Annotated in this window: 14 protein-coding genes; 2 read left to right on the forward strand and 12 right to left on the reverse strand. The window is 65.3% G+C overall.

Translation table 11 applies throughout. The features are described from left to right. Positions 1-7: 7 nt before the first annotated feature. The 3 genes from L2Y96_RS19890 to L2Y96_RS19900 form a co-directional block, all read right to left on the reverse strand. Positions 8-535, reverse strand: a complete 528-nt coding sequence (locus L2Y96_RS19890) for a hypothetical protein (RefSeq protein ID WP_247329722.1) — start codon at positions 533-535, stop codon at positions 8-10. 210 nt (positions 536-745) lie between these two features. Continuing rightward, positions 746-1744 carry a helix-turn-helix transcriptional regulator gene (locus tag L2Y96_RS19895; protein ID WP_247329725.1) on the reverse strand — a complete coding sequence of 333 codons (999 nt, stop codon included), beginning with the start codon at positions 1742-1744 and terminating at the stop codon, positions 746-748. Continuing rightward, complete coding sequence (locus tag L2Y96_RS19900; protein WP_247329727.1) at positions 1741-2991, reverse strand: MFS transporter; 1251 nt, start codon at positions 2989-2991, stop codon at positions 1741-1743. Before L2Y96_RS19900 ends, L2Y96_RS19895 begins: the two co-directional genes overlap by 4 nt. Positions 2992-3180: 189 nt before the next feature. On the opposite strand from L2Y96_RS19900, the gene cysD reads away from it, so the two are divergent. Continuing rightward, positions 3181-4098 carry a sulfate adenylyltransferase subunit CysD gene (gene cysD / locus L2Y96_RS19905; RefSeq protein ID WP_247329729.1) on the forward strand — a complete coding sequence of 306 codons (918 nt, stop codon included), beginning with the start codon at positions 3181-3183 and terminating at the stop codon, positions 4096-4098. Beyond that, the gene (gene cysC / locus L2Y96_RS19910) at positions 4098-5942 is read left to right on the forward strand and encodes an adenylyl-sulfate kinase (RefSeq protein WP_247329731.1); all 1845 of its coding nucleotides are present in this window, start codon (positions 4098-4100) and stop codon (positions 5940-5942) included. Before cysD ends, cysC begins: the two co-directional genes overlap by 1 nt. 75 nt (positions 5943-6017) lie before the next feature. On the opposite strand, the gene L2Y96_RS19915 is transcribed toward cysC, so the two are convergent. The 9 genes from L2Y96_RS19915 to L2Y96_RS19955 all read right to left on the reverse strand — a co-directional run bounded on the left by L2Y96_RS19915 (position 6018) and on the right by L2Y96_RS19955 (position 16079). Next, positions 6018-7184, reverse strand: a complete 1167-nt coding sequence (locus tag L2Y96_RS19915) for a M35 family metallo-endopeptidase (protein WP_247329733.1) — start codon at positions 7182-7184, stop codon at positions 6018-6020. A gap of 195 nt (positions 7185-7379) precedes the next feature. Then, the gene (locus tag L2Y96_RS19920) at positions 7380-7886 is read right to left on the reverse strand and encodes a nuclear transport factor 2 family protein (protein ID WP_247329735.1); all 507 of its coding nucleotides are present in this window, start codon (positions 7884-7886) and stop codon (positions 7380-7382) included. An 86-nt stretch (positions 7887-7972) separates the two neighbouring features. Beyond that, complete coding sequence (locus L2Y96_RS19925; RefSeq protein ID WP_247329737.1) at positions 7973-8398, reverse strand: lysozyme inhibitor LprI family protein; 426 nt, start codon at positions 8396-8398, stop codon at positions 7973-7975. A gap of 376 nt (positions 8399-8774) precedes the next feature. Next, positions 8775-9929 carry a PepSY-associated TM helix domain-containing protein gene (locus L2Y96_RS19930; protein WP_247329739.1) on the reverse strand — a complete coding sequence of 385 codons (1155 nt, stop codon included), beginning with the start codon at positions 9927-9929 and terminating at the stop codon, positions 8775-8777. A gap of 4 nt (positions 9930-9933) precedes the next feature. Further along, positions 9934-12369 carry a TonB-dependent siderophore receptor gene (locus L2Y96_RS19935; protein WP_247329740.1) on the reverse strand — a complete coding sequence of 812 codons (2436 nt, stop codon included), beginning with the start codon at positions 12367-12369 and terminating at the stop codon, positions 9934-9936. 68 nt (positions 12370-12437) lie between these two features. Further along, positions 12438-13415, reverse strand: coding sequence for a FecR family protein (locus L2Y96_RS19940; RefSeq protein ID WP_247329743.1), 978 nt, complete (start codon positions 13413-13415; stop codon positions 12438-12440). Next, positions 13412-13939 carry a sigma-70 family RNA polymerase sigma factor gene (locus tag L2Y96_RS19945; protein WP_247329744.1) on the reverse strand — a complete coding sequence of 176 codons (528 nt, stop codon included), beginning with the start codon at positions 13937-13939 and terminating at the stop codon, positions 13412-13414. The genes L2Y96_RS19940 and L2Y96_RS19945 overlap by 4 nt, the downstream gene beginning before the upstream one ends. 128 nt (positions 13940-14067) lie before the next feature. Further along, positions 14068-15207, reverse strand: a complete 1140-nt coding sequence (locus tag L2Y96_RS19950) for an acyltransferase family protein (protein WP_247329746.1) — start codon at positions 15205-15207, stop codon at positions 14068-14070. 8 nt (positions 15208-15215) lie between these two features. Further along, positions 15216-16079, reverse strand: coding sequence for a YicC/YloC family endoribonuclease (locus tag L2Y96_RS19955; protein WP_247329750.1), 864 nt, complete (start codon positions 16077-16079; stop codon positions 15216-15218). Positions 16080-16100: the final 21 nt, after the last annotated feature.

Raw genomic sequence — 16100 nt, forward strand, 5'->3', positions numbered from 1 at the left:
GCCGTTATCACGCGACCTCGATGCGGTCCGGATGGCTCGCGAGCAGGCGCTCTACGAGCATGCCGCCTTCGGCGGTCTTGCCGATCACAGTGAAGCCGAGGCTGGCCAGCAAGCGTTGACCACCGCGTGCTTCGAGCTTCGGGTTCTCGATGCCCGCGAGCAGGCGGTACGGCGCACCGGGTTCATACGCCAGCACTTCGAAGCCTTCGATCATGCGCTGGCCCATCCGCACACCCAAGCCCGCGTGGCGATGCCGCTTGCCGATAAAGATGCGGGCGAAGCCGAAGCTCCGCTGCGTCTCGTCGAAACCGATGGCTACCGTGCAGACACCAGCGATCGCTCCCGTGCCTGCTTCTTCCAGCACGCACGCCACCTCCCACGCGCGCCGCCATGCTTCTTCCGCACACTGGATGGCGTCTTCGCGCACCCAGAACGCGACGATGGCCTGGCGGCGTGCCGCCGAGAGCTGGCCGAAGACCCAGCGCACCGTGTACTGCGCCTGGGGATGCTGCGGAGAGTGAGTTGTTCGTTGCATATCCGAAGTGCTTCGTGAACCGGCGATTCGTCGTTCCCCTCGAGAGGCGCGACGCCGCCCGTGGCTCAACCCTGCGTGAGACTGAGCACCCCATTTTGTGACGTGGTTATCACTTTTTCGGGCAAACGCGATGCTACGGGTCCGGTAGGAGCCCGCACATATCTGGCTGTCCCATTGTTGGGACGCTCGTACCAGAGCGCCCTTCCGCCTTTAGGCCAGTTCGCTGAGGGCGCTATCCCACAGCCGGACCATCATCTCGACGGAAGACGACCGCGCGCCGCTGATGCTGGCGGCCCGGTACGCGCCGGGTGAGATACCGAAGGCCTGCTTGAACAGGCGGCCCGCATGGCTTTCGCTGGAGAAGCCCACCTGCGGTGCCAGCTCGGCGAGCGGGACGCCATCCAGCCCGCGATCGTCGAGGCGCCGACGCAACTGCTCCACACGGCACATCTGGATGAAACGCGCGACGCCGCCCTGCGGTTCGAACAGGCGGTACAACGCGGCCCGCGACATGCCGGTGGCGGCGAGGATGTCCTGCACGGAGAGGCTCGCGTCACCCACGTGCGTATCCACCACACGGCGCACGGTCTCCCGGCGCACGTGTTCCTGCCTGTAGAAGTCCGAACGGGCCGCCGAACCGGCGGGGCGGATCGCGACCGAGATCAGGTCGACCAGGGTGCGCGTGATCGCGGCATGCGCGGCTGGCGCGAGATACGAGGCCTGGCGAACCAGCTCACGCAGCAACGAGCCAAACAGCGCACCGTCCTGCGCGGAAATGCGGTGGCCATGCAGGCCGCTCACGTCACCGACCGCCGCGAGCATCGCATCGCGTGCGAGCGACACCGTGATCAGCTCGACGGAGGCCGCACCGCTTTCCATGGGCTCGCGGGTGTCGAGCACCAGCGTCTCGCCCGGCAACACCGGCATGGGCTCACCGAAGCGACCACCGGAGAGCTTGCCGCTGACGACATGGTGCAACACGAAATGATCGAAGCCATCGCTGGTGATTCGCGTACTGCGGTGGTGGCGCACGCCACCGTAGTCGCGGGCGAATAGCAGGTAGCGATCGAGCCGCCAGCTACGCACACGAGCGAAGAAGGGGGAGCCAAGGCGTTCGACGTCGGAGCCGGACGCATAAAGTTGGCGATACTCAGCGAACGCATCGTCGGACGTCATGCCGGCGCTATCGAACGCGAACAGGTCGCTCACCCCGTCACCCCGGCAACGGCGCGCCGCCAGCTCCGCGAGGCGACGGCGGCGGCGGCGATGCCCACGGCACCCGCTGCTGCACAAACATCGAACAAGGCTTCCGACAGGCCACTACCCCCCGCACCCAGCTGGTCGCTGACCACGCCCGCCATGAGCGGACCGAGCCCGGCGCCCACCACGGTGACGAAAGCCAGGAACAGGCGCAATCCGGCATCGCGCGCCGCGCCGGAGAGCATCTGCGGCAAGCCCGCCAGTGCGGCGACCGCGGCGGTGCCACCGGCCAGCGAAGCCAATGCCAGCAGTCCGCAGGCGGCGAAGGCCGACGACGCCTCCGGCAGCAGGCGCATCAGCGGCACCACGAGCGCGAGGGCGCCGGCGGCGATCGCCAGCGGCGTCAGGCGCGGGCTGCGCCGGTCCACCAGCGTGCCGGCAAGAAAGTGCCCGAGTGGCGACGCCACCAGCAATGCGGCCCCGAAGGTAAACGCCGCCGTGCCCGGCGACAGGCCGTGCTCGCGCTGCAGGACCGAAGGTGCCCACGCGCCAAGGGTCTGCGTGACCAGCACGCTCGCCGCCGCCACGCATAGATAGGCCGCCACCAGCCCGGGGCGCTCGCGCACGGTCGCAAGGATGCCGGCGAAGTGCTTCGGCGGCGCCGCGGGCGCCCACTGCGGCGGTTCGCGGTAGGTGAGCAGCAGAAGCATGAGCACCAGGTTCGGGCCTGTCATGAGCAGGAACAGCAGGCGCCAGTGGGTATGCGCCATCGCGGGGGCCCAACGCACCAGCATCGCGAGCAGCGCGCCACCGGCGAGCAGTGCCGCGCCGCGGCCGACCACGGAGGCGGCGGTAAACACGGCCATCGTGCGCCCGCGCTGCAGGGGCGCGGCTTGTTCAACGATCAGGCCCAGCGCCAACGGGATATACGCGGCCTGGCCCAAACCCATGAGCGCGCGGCCCGCCACCAACACACCGATCTCGGTGCCCACGGCGAACAACAGCATCCCGGCCACCCATGAGCCGATGCAGCCAGCCGCCAGGTACAGCCGATGCCGCGAACGGGCCATCGGCCAGCTGGCGAGCATACCCACCACATATAAGGCGACGAACGCCGGACCATCGAGCAGGCCCAGCTGCGTATCGCTAAGGCCCAGCGAGGCCTTGAGCAGCGGCGCGGCCACGGCGGGCAAGCTGCGGTCAGCGAAGGCCATACAGTGGCCCAGCGCGAGCAGGCCGAGCAGAAAGCCGGGCATTCTCGCCGGCGTTGGATAAGCGTGCGACAAAAACGGATCCCCCAGGACCCGCCCCGCCCTGCCACGGGCGTCGAAGACGATGTCGCTGTATTTCAGGGGTGATCATAGCAACGTGAGACGACTACATTGTGTACGTCCGGCGGTGCACCACGCGGGTGCTACCATCGATCGTCCAGGGGCCCTTTCCGCATGCCGAACGCCGCACGTGCCGAATCCACCCACCTCGATGCCCTCGAGGCGGAGAGCATCCATGTCATCCGGGAGGTGGCCGCCACGTTCCGCCGACCGGTACTGCTCTACTCGATCGGCAAGGATTCCACGGTGCTCCTGCACCTGATGCGCAAGGCGTTCGCGCCCGCCGCACCGTCCATCCCCCTCCTGCACGTCGACACCACCTGGAAGTTCGCGGAGATGATCGCGTTCCGCGACCGGGTGGCCGCCGCGGCCGACCTCCGCCTGCTGGTGCACGTGAACCCCGAGGGCCTGCGCCAGGGCGTGTCGCCGTTCACCCATGGCGCCACCGTCCATACGGACATCATGAAAACCCAGGCGCTGAAGCAGGCGCTTGAGCTGCACGGATTCGACGCCGCCCTGGGCGGAGCGCGCCGCGATGAGGACGCCGCCCGGGCGAAAGAGCGCGTGTTCTCGTTTCGCACCGCCCAGCACCGGTGGGATCCGCGCCAGCAGCGGCCGGAGCTATGGAACCTCTACAACACGCATATCCATCCGGGCGCGAGCGTCCGGGTGTTTCCGCTATCCAACTGGACTGAACTGGATGTGTGGCAGTACATCCGCCGTGAAGCACTCGAGGTGGTCCCCCTGTATTTCGCGAAGCCTCGCCCCGTCGTGGAGCGCGATGGCGCGCTGATCATGGTGGATGACGAGCGCTTCGTACTGCGCGAGGGTGAGGTGGTGGCGTCCCGCCACGTGCGCTTCCGCACGCTTGGCTGCTATCCGCTCACCGGTGCGATTGAGTCCATGGCGGCCACGCTCGACGAAATCATCGCGGAGATGCAGGCCTCGCGGCGCTCAGAGCGCCAGGGGCGTGTCATCGATCGCGATCCGGCCGCTTCCATGGAACGCAAGAAGCAGGAAGGCTACTTCTGATGACGAACGGGCCGCTTCGTTTCATCACCTGTGGCAGCGTGGATGATGGCAAGAGCACGCTGCTCGGCCGGCTGCTCTTTGATGCGGGGATGATTCCCGACGATCAGCTCGCTACGCTGGCGCACGACAGCCGCGTGCGCGGCACCGCTCAGGACGGCAAGCTCGACTTCTCGCTGCTGACCGACGGGCTGGATGCCGAGCGGCAGCAAGGCATCACCATCGATGTCGCTTACCGGTACTTCCACACGCCGATCCGCCACTTCATCGTCGCGGATTGCCCCGGGCACGAGCAGTACACGCGCAACATGGCGACCGGCGCCTCGACGGCGGATCTTGCCGTGGTGCTGGTCGATGCGCGGCACGGCGTGCTGGCGCAAACGCGTCGGCACACGGCGATCTGCGCCCTGCTGGGCATTCGCCAGGTGATCCTGGCCGTGAACAAGATGGATCGGGTCGATTTTTCGGCCGAGCGTTTTGCCGGGATCGTCGAGGAGTACACCTCCTTTGCCGAGACTGTCGGCATCAGCCAGGTGGACGCGCTGCCCGTCGTGGCCGTTGATGGCGACAACATAGGCGCGTCGTCGCCCCGCATGCCCTGGTACCTCGGCCCTCCCCTGCTTCGCTTGCTCGAGCACGTACCACAACCGACCGCCACGGCCCGGCCGTTCCGCATGCCAGTGCAATGGGTGAACCGGCCGCATGATGGGTTTCGCGGGTATGCGGGTACCGTCGCCAGTGGCAGCGTGGCCGTGGGCGATACCTTGCTCGTGGCACCCGGCCGTCGGACGGCTCGCGTGAGCAGCCTCTTCGTGGCGGGCACTGAGCAACCGGTGGCACAAGCCGGGCAAGCGATCACCCTCACCTTCGACCAGCCGGTCGACATCACCCGCGGCGACGTGCTCGTTGCCGCTACGTCGCCGTGCGAGGTGTCGTCGCATCTCGCCTGCCACATCGTCTGGATGGCTGACGATGCGTTGTTGCCCCATCGCACCTACCTGCTGAAACTGGGCACGAAGACGGTCAACGCGCGCATCTCGACCATCAAGCACAAGGTGGACCCGGAGACACAGGCCCACCTTGCCGCCACTCGCGTGGAACTCAACGAGATCGCCTACTGCAACGTCGAGACCGATGAGCCGGTGGCCTTTGAACCGTTCTCGGAGAACCGCACGCTCGGCGGCTTCATCCTGATCGATCGCGCCAGCCACGCCACCGTTGGCTGCGGCATGATCCACTTCGGCCTGCGCCGGTCAGCGAACGTCCATTGGCAGCAGCTCGACGTCGACAAGCAGCGACGCGCCAGCGCCAAGTCGCAGCGCCCGCTATGCGTGTGGCTCACCGGCCTCTCCGGCTCCGGCAAATCGACCGTCGCCAATCTGGTCGAACGCCGTCTGGCCGACGAAGGCTTCCACACCTACCTGCTCGACGGCGACAACGTCCGCCACGGCCTCAACAGCGACCTGGGCTTCACCGCCGAAGCCCGCGTGGAAAACATCCGCCGCCTCGCGGAAGTTGCGCACCTCATGACCGACGCGGGGCTCATCGTGCTGGTCTGCGCCATCTCGCCGTTCCGCAACGAGCGCCAGTTCGCCCGGGAGCGCTTCGAGGCGGGCGAGTTCATCGAGGTATTTGTCGATGCCTCGCTCAGCGAGTGCGAATTGCGCGACCCGAAGGGCCTCTACCAAAAGGCCCGGGCTGGCGACATCAAGAATTTCACTGGCATTGATTCGCCCTACGAGGCGCCGGAGCGTGCTGAGGTGCATCTCGCGACCGATGCTGCGGATCCGGTGGATCTGGCAGATGCGCTCTACGAGGCCATAGTTAAGCGCATCCATAGGGAATGAGGGCGCCGCGGGATACCACAAAGCGAACACGGACCAAATCCGGGGCAGCCTATGTACTACCCCGGACAACATCAGTTACTCGATATCCGCATTTTCCGCACCTAGCCCCAAGGGCGTGTTCGCGATGAAGTATTCGTAATTCGCGGCGCTTCTCACGGCCTCGGGACGTGGCAAGGCGTGGGCCGTTTCGCGGCTATACACGCCAGGAAGATCCACAGTAGACGGGCCATAGCCATCAACGATGTGTGACGCCTCGTGGATCAGCGTGGCCGTCTGCGAACTGATCCCGCCGATGACTGGGTCTCGAAAGTTCGCAGGGCATAGGTGCACGATGCCCTCACCATCGGCCCACCCACGGGTTTCTGGGTGAGACTTCGGACAAAGGTCACAAACGATCTTGAGGTCACTTCTTAGCCGGAGGAGCGTTGCGTGCACCGTGGCGTCGACCTTGGCGTTATCGGTGTCCTCGTGGCCGTCGTCGGGAGGCTGCGGCGCGTCGTCATCCCATTCTCCGAGCCAATAGACATACTTCGCGTCGCGCCTCATATGCTTTCGCGGCGGCTTGTCCGGCTGATCCGGATCAACGGGATCGTAGTAGTAGGAAAGCTTGTTAAGCCTCTCCCGGGTGCTCGTCATGTTGAGCGCTTTCACATAGGCCTGCCCCGTACCCTTTTCCTGTTCTCCCGTGCAAGGAATGACACTATCCGCCAGCGGCGTGAATGAGCCAACGTATGCCGTTGAGACGTGGAGCTCCATCAGGTCCGTCTTTAACCATTGGCGGCCCGAGATATCGCCCTCATCCGTGGGAACGTGGTCGAAAGAGACAACTCCAGTACTCACCAGGTATGTCCCGTCATTTGGGAACCTGTAGTCAGGGCTGAGATCCAAACTCGTCGATCGCGATGCACCTGGATCGAGGCGCTCATAGTCTTCCGGATAAAACGCGCGAATGAGCTGCTGTCGCCCGATGAATACTGGACCAGCGCCACGCCCACCCTCAAACCGGAACCAGTTCCCCGCAGCATGCCCCTCAACCAGGTCAAATGGAGAATGGACTCGATTGAACCAGGCGGGCGCGTCGCTCACGTTCGTCACGGTAACGGTGACGTAAGGCCTACCAGCCTTCGCGTCATCGAGCGACTGTTCAATGGCAACGCTGAGGCGATCCTCAGCGAACGTGATGCCAGGCAACGCAAGCGACGCCATCACGGCGAGCCGCGCAAAAACAAACTTTCTGCTCATACTTCTCCTTCGGTAAAACCACCCAGGATTTCAGGGATGGCCCGCAAAAGTGTATGAGCGCGTTCCACGACGGTAAGTCAGGGAATTCCCGCGTAATGTAGGTAAATCCCTACAGTGCATGAGAAGGTTCTCACGCCATCGAATCTAGGTGAGATTAATCATCCTTTCAACGACAGAAGTGTCTCTATTTCTCATTCACAACGCGTGGTGGCCATAACTAAAGACCCGCGTAGCCAGCCAGCCGTTCGGTGTCTGATGCCACAGGATCATGAAGTGCGCAGCGCCGAAGCACTTGTCGGTCTTGAGGTCGCAGAAGTCCTGATCACCTTCTTCGATAGCACCGAAATCCTTGACCGGATAAATCTGCAAACTGCCTTGCACCAGCTTGCGACGGAAATGGCCGCACACGTTCTGACCGGTGCGCTCGACGTAGTCCTTCCGCGTCCAGGTCACCCCGCCGTTGTCGTGATAGAACTCAAGGTTCGGGTCGAGCATGGCCGCATGTTTATCCAGCTGGCCGGGCTGGTCGCAGGTGTTGAAGGTACCAAAGAGTTGGGTGTCCAGCGCGGTGACCGTGCGCACGAGCGCTTCCTGCGCAGCTGCTTCAGGCTTTGGCGCCTGATCCAAAGGTGCCGCAACGGCACTACCGAGGCCAACGAATGCCGCCAGAGCAGCGATCGACCAGAATGGAGCGCGCGCCATCGGGTTCTTCCTCAAAGGTAGGTAAGCCGGAGTGTATCGGCCGTAGGACCAGGGTCACATAGGTCTGACGACACACAAGGCCCCCTCTATTTCGGAAGCCGCCCTTCCAGTGCGGTCGCCCGTCTGGCCGTTTCATTCACGGCACAATCGTAAGCGACGAGCTCCTCAGCCTGGCCGCCGGCGGGATCTGGAACGCACTGCGATTCCTTATGTTTGATCCAATCTCTCTCGTCAGCACGAAGCGCGGTCTTTTCGTCGGCCGTCATGGACGACATCAGGCGCTTGTACGCCGTGTTCAGTCGCTTGTCCTGATATCCAAACTCGGCACTCATGCAGCTCTTCATATCGGGGGTCACGCCGCCCGTAGCATCGAGGCATTTCTGATACGAAGGGCGCAGCTTGATAGCCACCTGCTGCGATACCAAATCTCGAGAACCGGCTTGCGCGGCTGCTGCGCACGGAGTGCTGAAAGCCAGTATCGCCAGGAGTTTTATTTGAGCGGACTTTGACATGGCGTGATCCCTGCACAGGAGGCGGAGTCTACATTTCGCCAATCCGAATGCAAGTAAGCAGCTATTGAAGACGGCTACTTTGAGGGGCGTACCACGATGGCACGCTGACGTGAGATGACGTAGCACATCTTCATTCGCAGGGCGGTCGGTGGACATCGATGTACCGACGCTCCAGATGCTGCAGCCTTTCAACTGGGACGCTTGTGCCTAGGCCGAGCCCGGCTCGCCACGTGATAGACCACAACCCCCACCGGCACGGCCGTGACGGCCGTTGCGAGCGCTTTGGCCAGCCATCCGTTCGCGAGCAACGCCCAGGCCAGGCCGCACACGATCGCCACGTTCAACACCACCGGTATACGCCAGATCGAAGGGCCGCTCACGTCGAAACCTCCTGCGCAGAACCAGGTTCGCGACCCGCACGGCGGCGGCCCTTGGCGAGCCACAGATAGAGGCCGCTAACCAGAACGACGATGGTGACGATATCCAGCACCGCCCAAAGCACCTTCATGGCGATGCCACCGTAGTCGCCAAAGTGCACCGGCCTGGCGATCTCAAGCGTACGCAGGTACCAGGGCATGCTGAGCATTGCCGCGACGCTGCCGGTATGCGCATCGATGAGCACCGGCGTGAGGAGATGCGACGTCAGCGGCTCGTTGCCCTGCGTCCATGCGAGGTAGTGATAAGGGCTTCCAAAGGGGTTTCCCGGAAAAGCGATGCTCAGGATCGCCGCATCGGGCGCGACTCGCTTCGTGCTCTCCAACGCATCCTGAAACGTCGCGATGGCCACGCGGCCTTCGCCCGGCGGCGGCACATGCGTGGCGAGGAAGGGCATCACATCGTGTTGCTGCCACGACTGGAACAGCGGCGTGGAGAGCTCGTTCATCGCGCCGGTCAAACCCACCAGGAACGCCCACGCGAGCGTGCTGATGCCGAGCAGGTTATGCCGATCCAGCCAACGGACACGGCGCGCCTTGTCATGGCGAACTTCCCCGAAGCGAAGCCGCTTCATGAAAGGGTCGTACACCACCACGCCCGAGATCAGCGCAAGCAGGAAGACCAACCCCATGCCGAGCAGGAACCACTCGCCCGCCGCGCCCTGCATAAGCGAGGTATGCAGGGCGAGCATCAGGCCGGTGAACGTTCCCGTCTCACTGGCCCGCGAAGGCATCGCTTCAAGGAACGCACCGGTTCGCGCATCGAAGCGAATCGCATGCATGACGGTGAAATCCGCCTTCATCGCGGCAAACGACGGCACCATCCAGACCAGCACCTGCGGTTCGTCATCGTCCAGTTGCATGGAGGCGATAACGTCCCGCGGGTACAGGTGGCGCGCCGCGGCGGCCAGCGTGTCCAGGCTGGCTGGCTTCACGCCATCCGGTACCGGCGCATAGTGGTGTGGCGACACCCATGCGTCGATCTCATCATGGAAGATGAGCGGCAGGCCGGTCACACAGAGCAGCAGCAGGAACGCGGTGCACGCGAGACTGCTCCAGCGGTGGATGGCCGACCAGCGGCGTACCGAGAGGCTCATGCGCTCACCAGCGGTAGTTCGCGCCCAGGAGCACGCTGCGGCGTGATCCGAAGTTGCACGCACTCTGCGAGTACAGGCACGAAGCCACGTAGCGACGATCGCTCAGGTTGGACACCGTGAGCGAATAGTCCCAGCCCTGCCGCTCGTAGCGCATGCCTGCATCCAGCACGGCATAGGACGGGGTGGTGAAGGTATTGGCCGCATCGCCGTAGCTGCCACCCACGTAACGGCCACCGAGGCTCACGCCAAGGCCTTGCAACGCGCCTTCCTGGAAGTGGTAATCCAGCCACAAGGCGGCGGTGTTGCGCGGAATGCCGATGGACCGCTTGTCCAGCTCGTCCGGCTCACGCGTACGCGTGTTGAGCTGCTGCAGCCACGTGTAGCTGCCGATGACGGCCAGTGAGTCCGTGATCTGCGCGTGTGCCTCGGCTTCGATGCCACGCGAACGCACTTCGCCCGTCACGTATTGCAGGAGCGTCAGCGGATCGGTGGTGAGCACGTTCTGCTGCACCAGGTGGTACGCCGCCAGGCTCATGAAGCTCTGCTTGCCCACGGGCTGGTACTTCACGCCCAGTTCGTACTGCTTGCCCGTCGTGGGTGCGGGGGTACCGCCCCCTTCCAGCGACGCCGTGGCCTGGGGCTGGAACGACGTGGCATAGCTCAGGTACGGCGCGAGACCGATGTCCGTGACGTAGGTGAGGCCAAGATGGGTGGTGAACTTGTGCTTGGACTGGTCGACCGCGGTGCCGGCGATGCTATCGGTCGTATCGGCTTTCGCCCAATCCTCGCGCCCGGCCACCAGAGCGCGCCAATGGCCCCAGCGAATCAGATCCTGTGCATAGATGCCGCTCTGCGAAAGGCGCGTGTGCTGGTCGGCGGTGTTCTCCGGGACATCGATAGCTGCCCCATACGCCGGGGCGAGTACGTCCAGGCCCGGAACGCCAAACCAGTTGTAGCCATAGCCCTGGCGATACAGCGTGCGCTGGTAGTCGACGCCGACGAGGACTTCGTGGGTGGCGCTCCCCGTGTCGAAGTGCCCCTGGAGCTGGTTATCCGCCGTGAGCGTGCGCGTCGCCTCGTGCATCGCAAGCGCGTAGCGGCCGAGCGTGTGGTTATCCAAGCTGCCGTCATTCCACGCCCAGCCGTTGGCAAACACGGATTGCAACGTGTCGCGGTTATCCATGTAACGCGCGCTCTGGACGAACTTCCAGCTGTCGTTGAACGCATGCTCCAGGCGGTAGCCCAGCCAGTACTGGGTGCGGCGGTGCTCATCGAAATCCGGGTCGCCCGGATCCAGATGGCTGGAGATGCGCCCGAAGGGTGCGGGCTTGCCGGTGCCGACATAGGGCAAGGTGTTGTAGTAGCCCGCATCCGGATCGTGCTGATAGCCGGCGACCACGGTGAGCACCGTGGCGTCAGTAGCGCGCCAGCGCACGGAGGGGGCGAGCAGGACGCGCTTGTCCTGCACATGGTCGACCTGGGTGTTGGAGCTGCGGCCAAGGCCGACGAGCCGGTAATCCACGCTGTCCGACAGGGCGTCGCTCATATCGAATTGCAGCTGCTTGCGTGCGTAGCTACCCGTCTGGATACCCACCTCATGCAACGGTGTATCCGTGGGCGTCTTGCTGACGAGATTCACCAGGCCACCCGGGCTCGATTGCCCGTACAGAACCGAGGCCGGGCCGTGCACCAGTTCCACGCGTTCCAGCGCATAGGGATCGACGGCGGATGCGCCGTACGAAGCGACGGAACGGCTGGGCAGGCGCAGGCCATCGAGGTATTGATCGACGAGGAAGCCACGCACGTACATCTCTTCCTGGCCACCGCCATCCTGGCTGAAGCCACGCTGGGCGGTGAGGATGCCCGGCGCGTAACGCAGCGCCTGCGGCACGTTCTGCACGCCCTGGGCATCCATCTGGCTACGCGTGACCACCGAAATGGCCTCGGGTGTTTCGAGCAGGCTGGCGTCGGTCTTCGTGCCGGCGCGGGACGTGCTGGCCGCGTAGCCCGATTCGTAGCTTCCGTAGACCTGCATGCCCTCGAGCGTGCGCGTCGAGGTGCGCGCCGCGGGTCCCGGCGCAGGTGCTTTCGGCGGCGCGGCATGACTGGGCACGGCGGCGGCCGGCCCGACCGTCCAGGCCCCATCGGCCGTAGTTTGCAGCGCCAGCCCGCTCCCAGCGAGCGCGGCTTCGGCGGCCGCTACGCCGGAGTAGTGGCCATGGACGGGCGCCGCCTGACGGTGTTCCAGCACAGCGGGATCGACCGAGAGCAGATGCCCGCTGGTGCTGGCGATGCGCATCAGGCTCGTGCTGAGCGGTGCGGCCGGCAGGTCAAAGTCATACGCTGGTGCGTCCTGCGCCATCAGGCGGCAGGAAAGGCACAGGGCAACGCTAAAGGACAGGGCGCGCAGGCGCGCCGGGCGGCGTGGATATCGTGGCATGGATGAGCTCGCGGAGAGGAAACAAGAGGTACGTCGCAAGCCATGTGTAACGAGCCACGCAAAAGTGTTCAGGCCGTGGCGCTCTCGTCGCGCGGTTCCACCAGGGTGAGCCAGCGGCTATAGCGCTCGACCCGGATAGGCAACGTCGCCGCCAGCATGTCGAGGGCCCGCTCGGTGTCATCCAGGGGAAAGAGCCCCATCACCCGCAGACGCGCCGCGAGGGGATCCACCCGAACGAGACCACTGCGGTACGGGCGGAGCGCATCGATGACCTGCCCGAGCGACTGGTTACCCACTTCAAGCACGCCGCGCTGCCAGGCGGCGAGGGCGCTCGCATCGTTGTCCGCCGGATCGACACCTCCTTCCCCCAGCCATACGGAGGAGCCCGGCTGCAGGGTGATGGCATGGCCATTGGGCGCCGTGGCCACCAGGGGCTGCCGGATGGCGGCCACCAGGCTGCGCGCGTCCTCAAGCTGCACCATGAACTGGCCGCCGTGGCTGACGACACGGGTGCCGGCGCTGCGCACCAGGAAGGGCGCATGCCACGAGGTGGCATCGACCAGGGCGGAACCTCGCTCGAGGTCGAGCGCACGGGAGGTGGCGGTGACATGGGGGACGGCGCGCGAACGGGCGTTCAACAACACCGAGCTTCCGTCGGGCAAGGCGAAGCGGCGGCGTTCGCCGGTATCCGTAGCGAGTGAGGCGCCCCAGCCGTCCATCCAGCGGTTAGCCGTCAGCACCAGCCCGCCGCCCACGCCGATGCCCGCGATGGCAAGGCTGCCCCGCAGGAAGCGCCGCCGCGACGGGGCTTTGATCAGGGCCTGCCGTAACGCCTGCACGGAGGTCTCGCCGTGTCGGCTGTCAGGGCGTAGCGGCGCCAGCGTGTCGTTCAACGCGCGGCTGACGCGCTCCCACGCCGAAAGGTGGCCCGGGTCCATCGCCACCCACGCATCGAAGCGCTGCTGGTCGGCGACAGTGGCGTCGCCCGAACCGAACAGCACGACCCAGTCGATCGCCTGACGAGTCGTGGCGTCATGCGACTTCACGGGTTGGCCGCGCAACAACATGCGATGCCGCGCGCGACATAGCGGCGCACCGTCATCACGGAAATATTCAACCGGGCGGCGATCTGCGCATAGGTCAGGCCATCCAGCTGGCTCAGCAAGAACGCCTTGCGGCCGGTGGCTGAAAGGCCGTCGAGCGCGCGGTCGATCTGCACGAGAGCCTCGGTGAGCATGGCCTGCTCATCCGCCGCGATGGCGTGCGTGTCGGCGATCTGCCGGACGGCCTGGAGATAGGCCTGCTCCAGGTCGCGACGGCGCCAGAAGTGGAAAAGCAGGCGCCGCGCGAGCGTGGTCAGGAACGCCCGTGGCTCCCGGATGCTGCCGAGATCGGGCTGCGCCAGCAGCTGGACGAAGGTTTCCGCCGTGAGGTCCTCGGCATCCTGCCGGTGTTGCAGGCGGGCATGCAGCCGCTGCAACAGCCAGGGATGGTGCTCGCCATAGATACGCCGCGCCGCGACGTGGCTGGGAGCCGGAGAGGGATAAGGCCGGGCGGACATGCCGGCCATTGTAAATGCGAATGGTTCGCAGTTGAAGAGAGGATCCAGCGCGGCGATCGCGGCATCACGATGACGCCTTACGCGATGTTCTGCACCTGCTCACGCATCTGCTCGATCAGCACAACCCTGCTAATCCGCTAAGCCGCCGCTTCTACGGATTGACGCGGAGCCATCCGCCTCGCCTCTCTCAACTTCAAGAACGGCTTTTCGACGGCATAGTGCAAGAGCGCCCCAGCCAGCACCGCCACGACCGCGCTACAAAGAAACGTCAGCAGCCCCCGATGCAAGAGGCTCTCGGGCAGGTGGGTGTAAACGAGTTTGAACATCGCCTTGTGAATCAGGTACAGGCTGTACGAGATCGCGGCGACCCAGCGGGCGCCGGGGATGTGCGCCCTGGCAAGCAGGGAGCGAGGGCTTGTCGCGCTGGCGACGATGCAGGCCAGGCCGATCGCCAGCAGCGGGAAGGCAGGAACGCTCGCGACGAAGGTGAAGATGTCCGCGACCATCACGACGCTGATGCCGACAAGGGCCACGCCGATCAGGCCGACCGCGTGCGGGCGATCCTGGATGCGCTGCCACAGCGCCGGGCGGTATACGTGGATGGCTGCGAGCAGCACACCGCAGAGCAGGCCATCGAGCCTGGCGTAGCTGGGGTAGTAGACCCACTGCATGTAGCGCGCCGGGTCCATGTGCCAGACCGGTTCGCGAGGCGTCGGCGGTAGCGCCCATGCATGCCACGCATAGGCACGCCACGCGCAACCGGCGAGCATGACGACGATGGCCAGGCCCAGGACGCGCCGCCCGGTGGCGATCGGTGCCAGTGCGATCGCCAGCAACGGGAATACGACGTAGAAGTGCTCTTCGACACAGAGCGACCACACCGATGAGAAGGCGTGCTGCACGCCGGGCTCGATCAGCAGGTTCACGGTGAAGGTAAGGAACTGCCACGGCGGCTGGATCGCAGGGGCTTCGCGAAAGCCCGGGATCAGGAAGTACAAAAGGAGCACGACGATGTACGCCGGCAGGATGCGATACGCACGCTGCCGATAGAAATCGCGGAGGCTGGGGCGATCACCGCGGGCCAGCGCGGCCAGGAAGGGCCGACCGATCAGGTAGCCGCTCAGGACGAAGAACAGGTCCACGCCCATCCAGCCGTAGCTATCGAGCCAATCGAAGCCGGGCCCCATGCCACCGGCGACCCAGGCATGGGTGCCGAGCACGGCGAGGATCGCCGCGGCCCGCAACACATCCAGGCCCGGCAGGCGCGACGTCGCCATGATCGTCCTTACTCGATGTTCTGCACCTGCTCTCGCATCTGCTCAATCAGCACCTTGAGCTCCACGGCCGCATTGGTCGTACGCGAATCCACCGACTTCGAGCCCAGCGTGTTCGCTTCGCGGTTGAATTCCTGCATGAGGAAGTCGAGGCGGCGGCCGACGGGTTCCTTCAGCGCCAGCACGCGGCGGGCTTCGCTGATGTGGGTCGCAAGGCGGTCGAGTTCCTCATCCACGTCGATACGGGTGATCTGCAGCACCAGTTCCTGCTCGAGGCGGCCGGGTTCGGCGGGCTGGCGGACGTCGGAAAGGCGGGTTTCGAGGCGGGCGCGCAGCGCCGTGCGGATCTCGGGGAGCCAGCCGCGGACGTCGGTGACGATCTTCTCGATGCCATCGAGGCGGTCGCGCAGGATCTCGCCGAGCTTGCTGCCTTCACGGCCGCGGGTGTCCGAAAGAGCTTCCAGGGCGCGGTCGAGCACGTCGAGCAGCGCGGCCTGCAGGGCATCGGCGTCGGCCTCGGGTTGCTGGAGCACGCCCGGGAAGCGCAGCAGTTCGGTGAACTCGATGTTCATCCGCGGGAAGCGCTGCTCCAGGTCGAGCGCCAGCTCGGAAAGGCGCGAGAGCATGGCGCCGTTGATCCGCAGGCCATCGGCGCTGCCCTGCTCGCTGCGCAGGCGCACCGTGAGGTCCACTTTGCCGCGCGAGAGGCGGGCGGCGATGCGCTCGCGCAGGGCGCTTTCGAAGCTGCGCAGGTCCTCGGGCAGGCGGGGGCTGATCTCGAGGTAGCGGTGGTTGACGGTGCGCAGCTCGCAGGTGAGCGTGCCGGACGGGCCTGCGCTCTCGGCGGAGGCATAGGCGGTCATGCTGCGGATCATGGGGGCTCGCTCGCGCGTGAA

Source organism: Luteibacter aegosomaticola (assembly GCF_023078475.1).
In the GTDB taxonomy this organism is placed as follows: domain Bacteria; phylum Pseudomonadota; class Gammaproteobacteria; order Xanthomonadales; family Rhodanobacteraceae; genus Luteibacter; species Luteibacter aegosomaticola.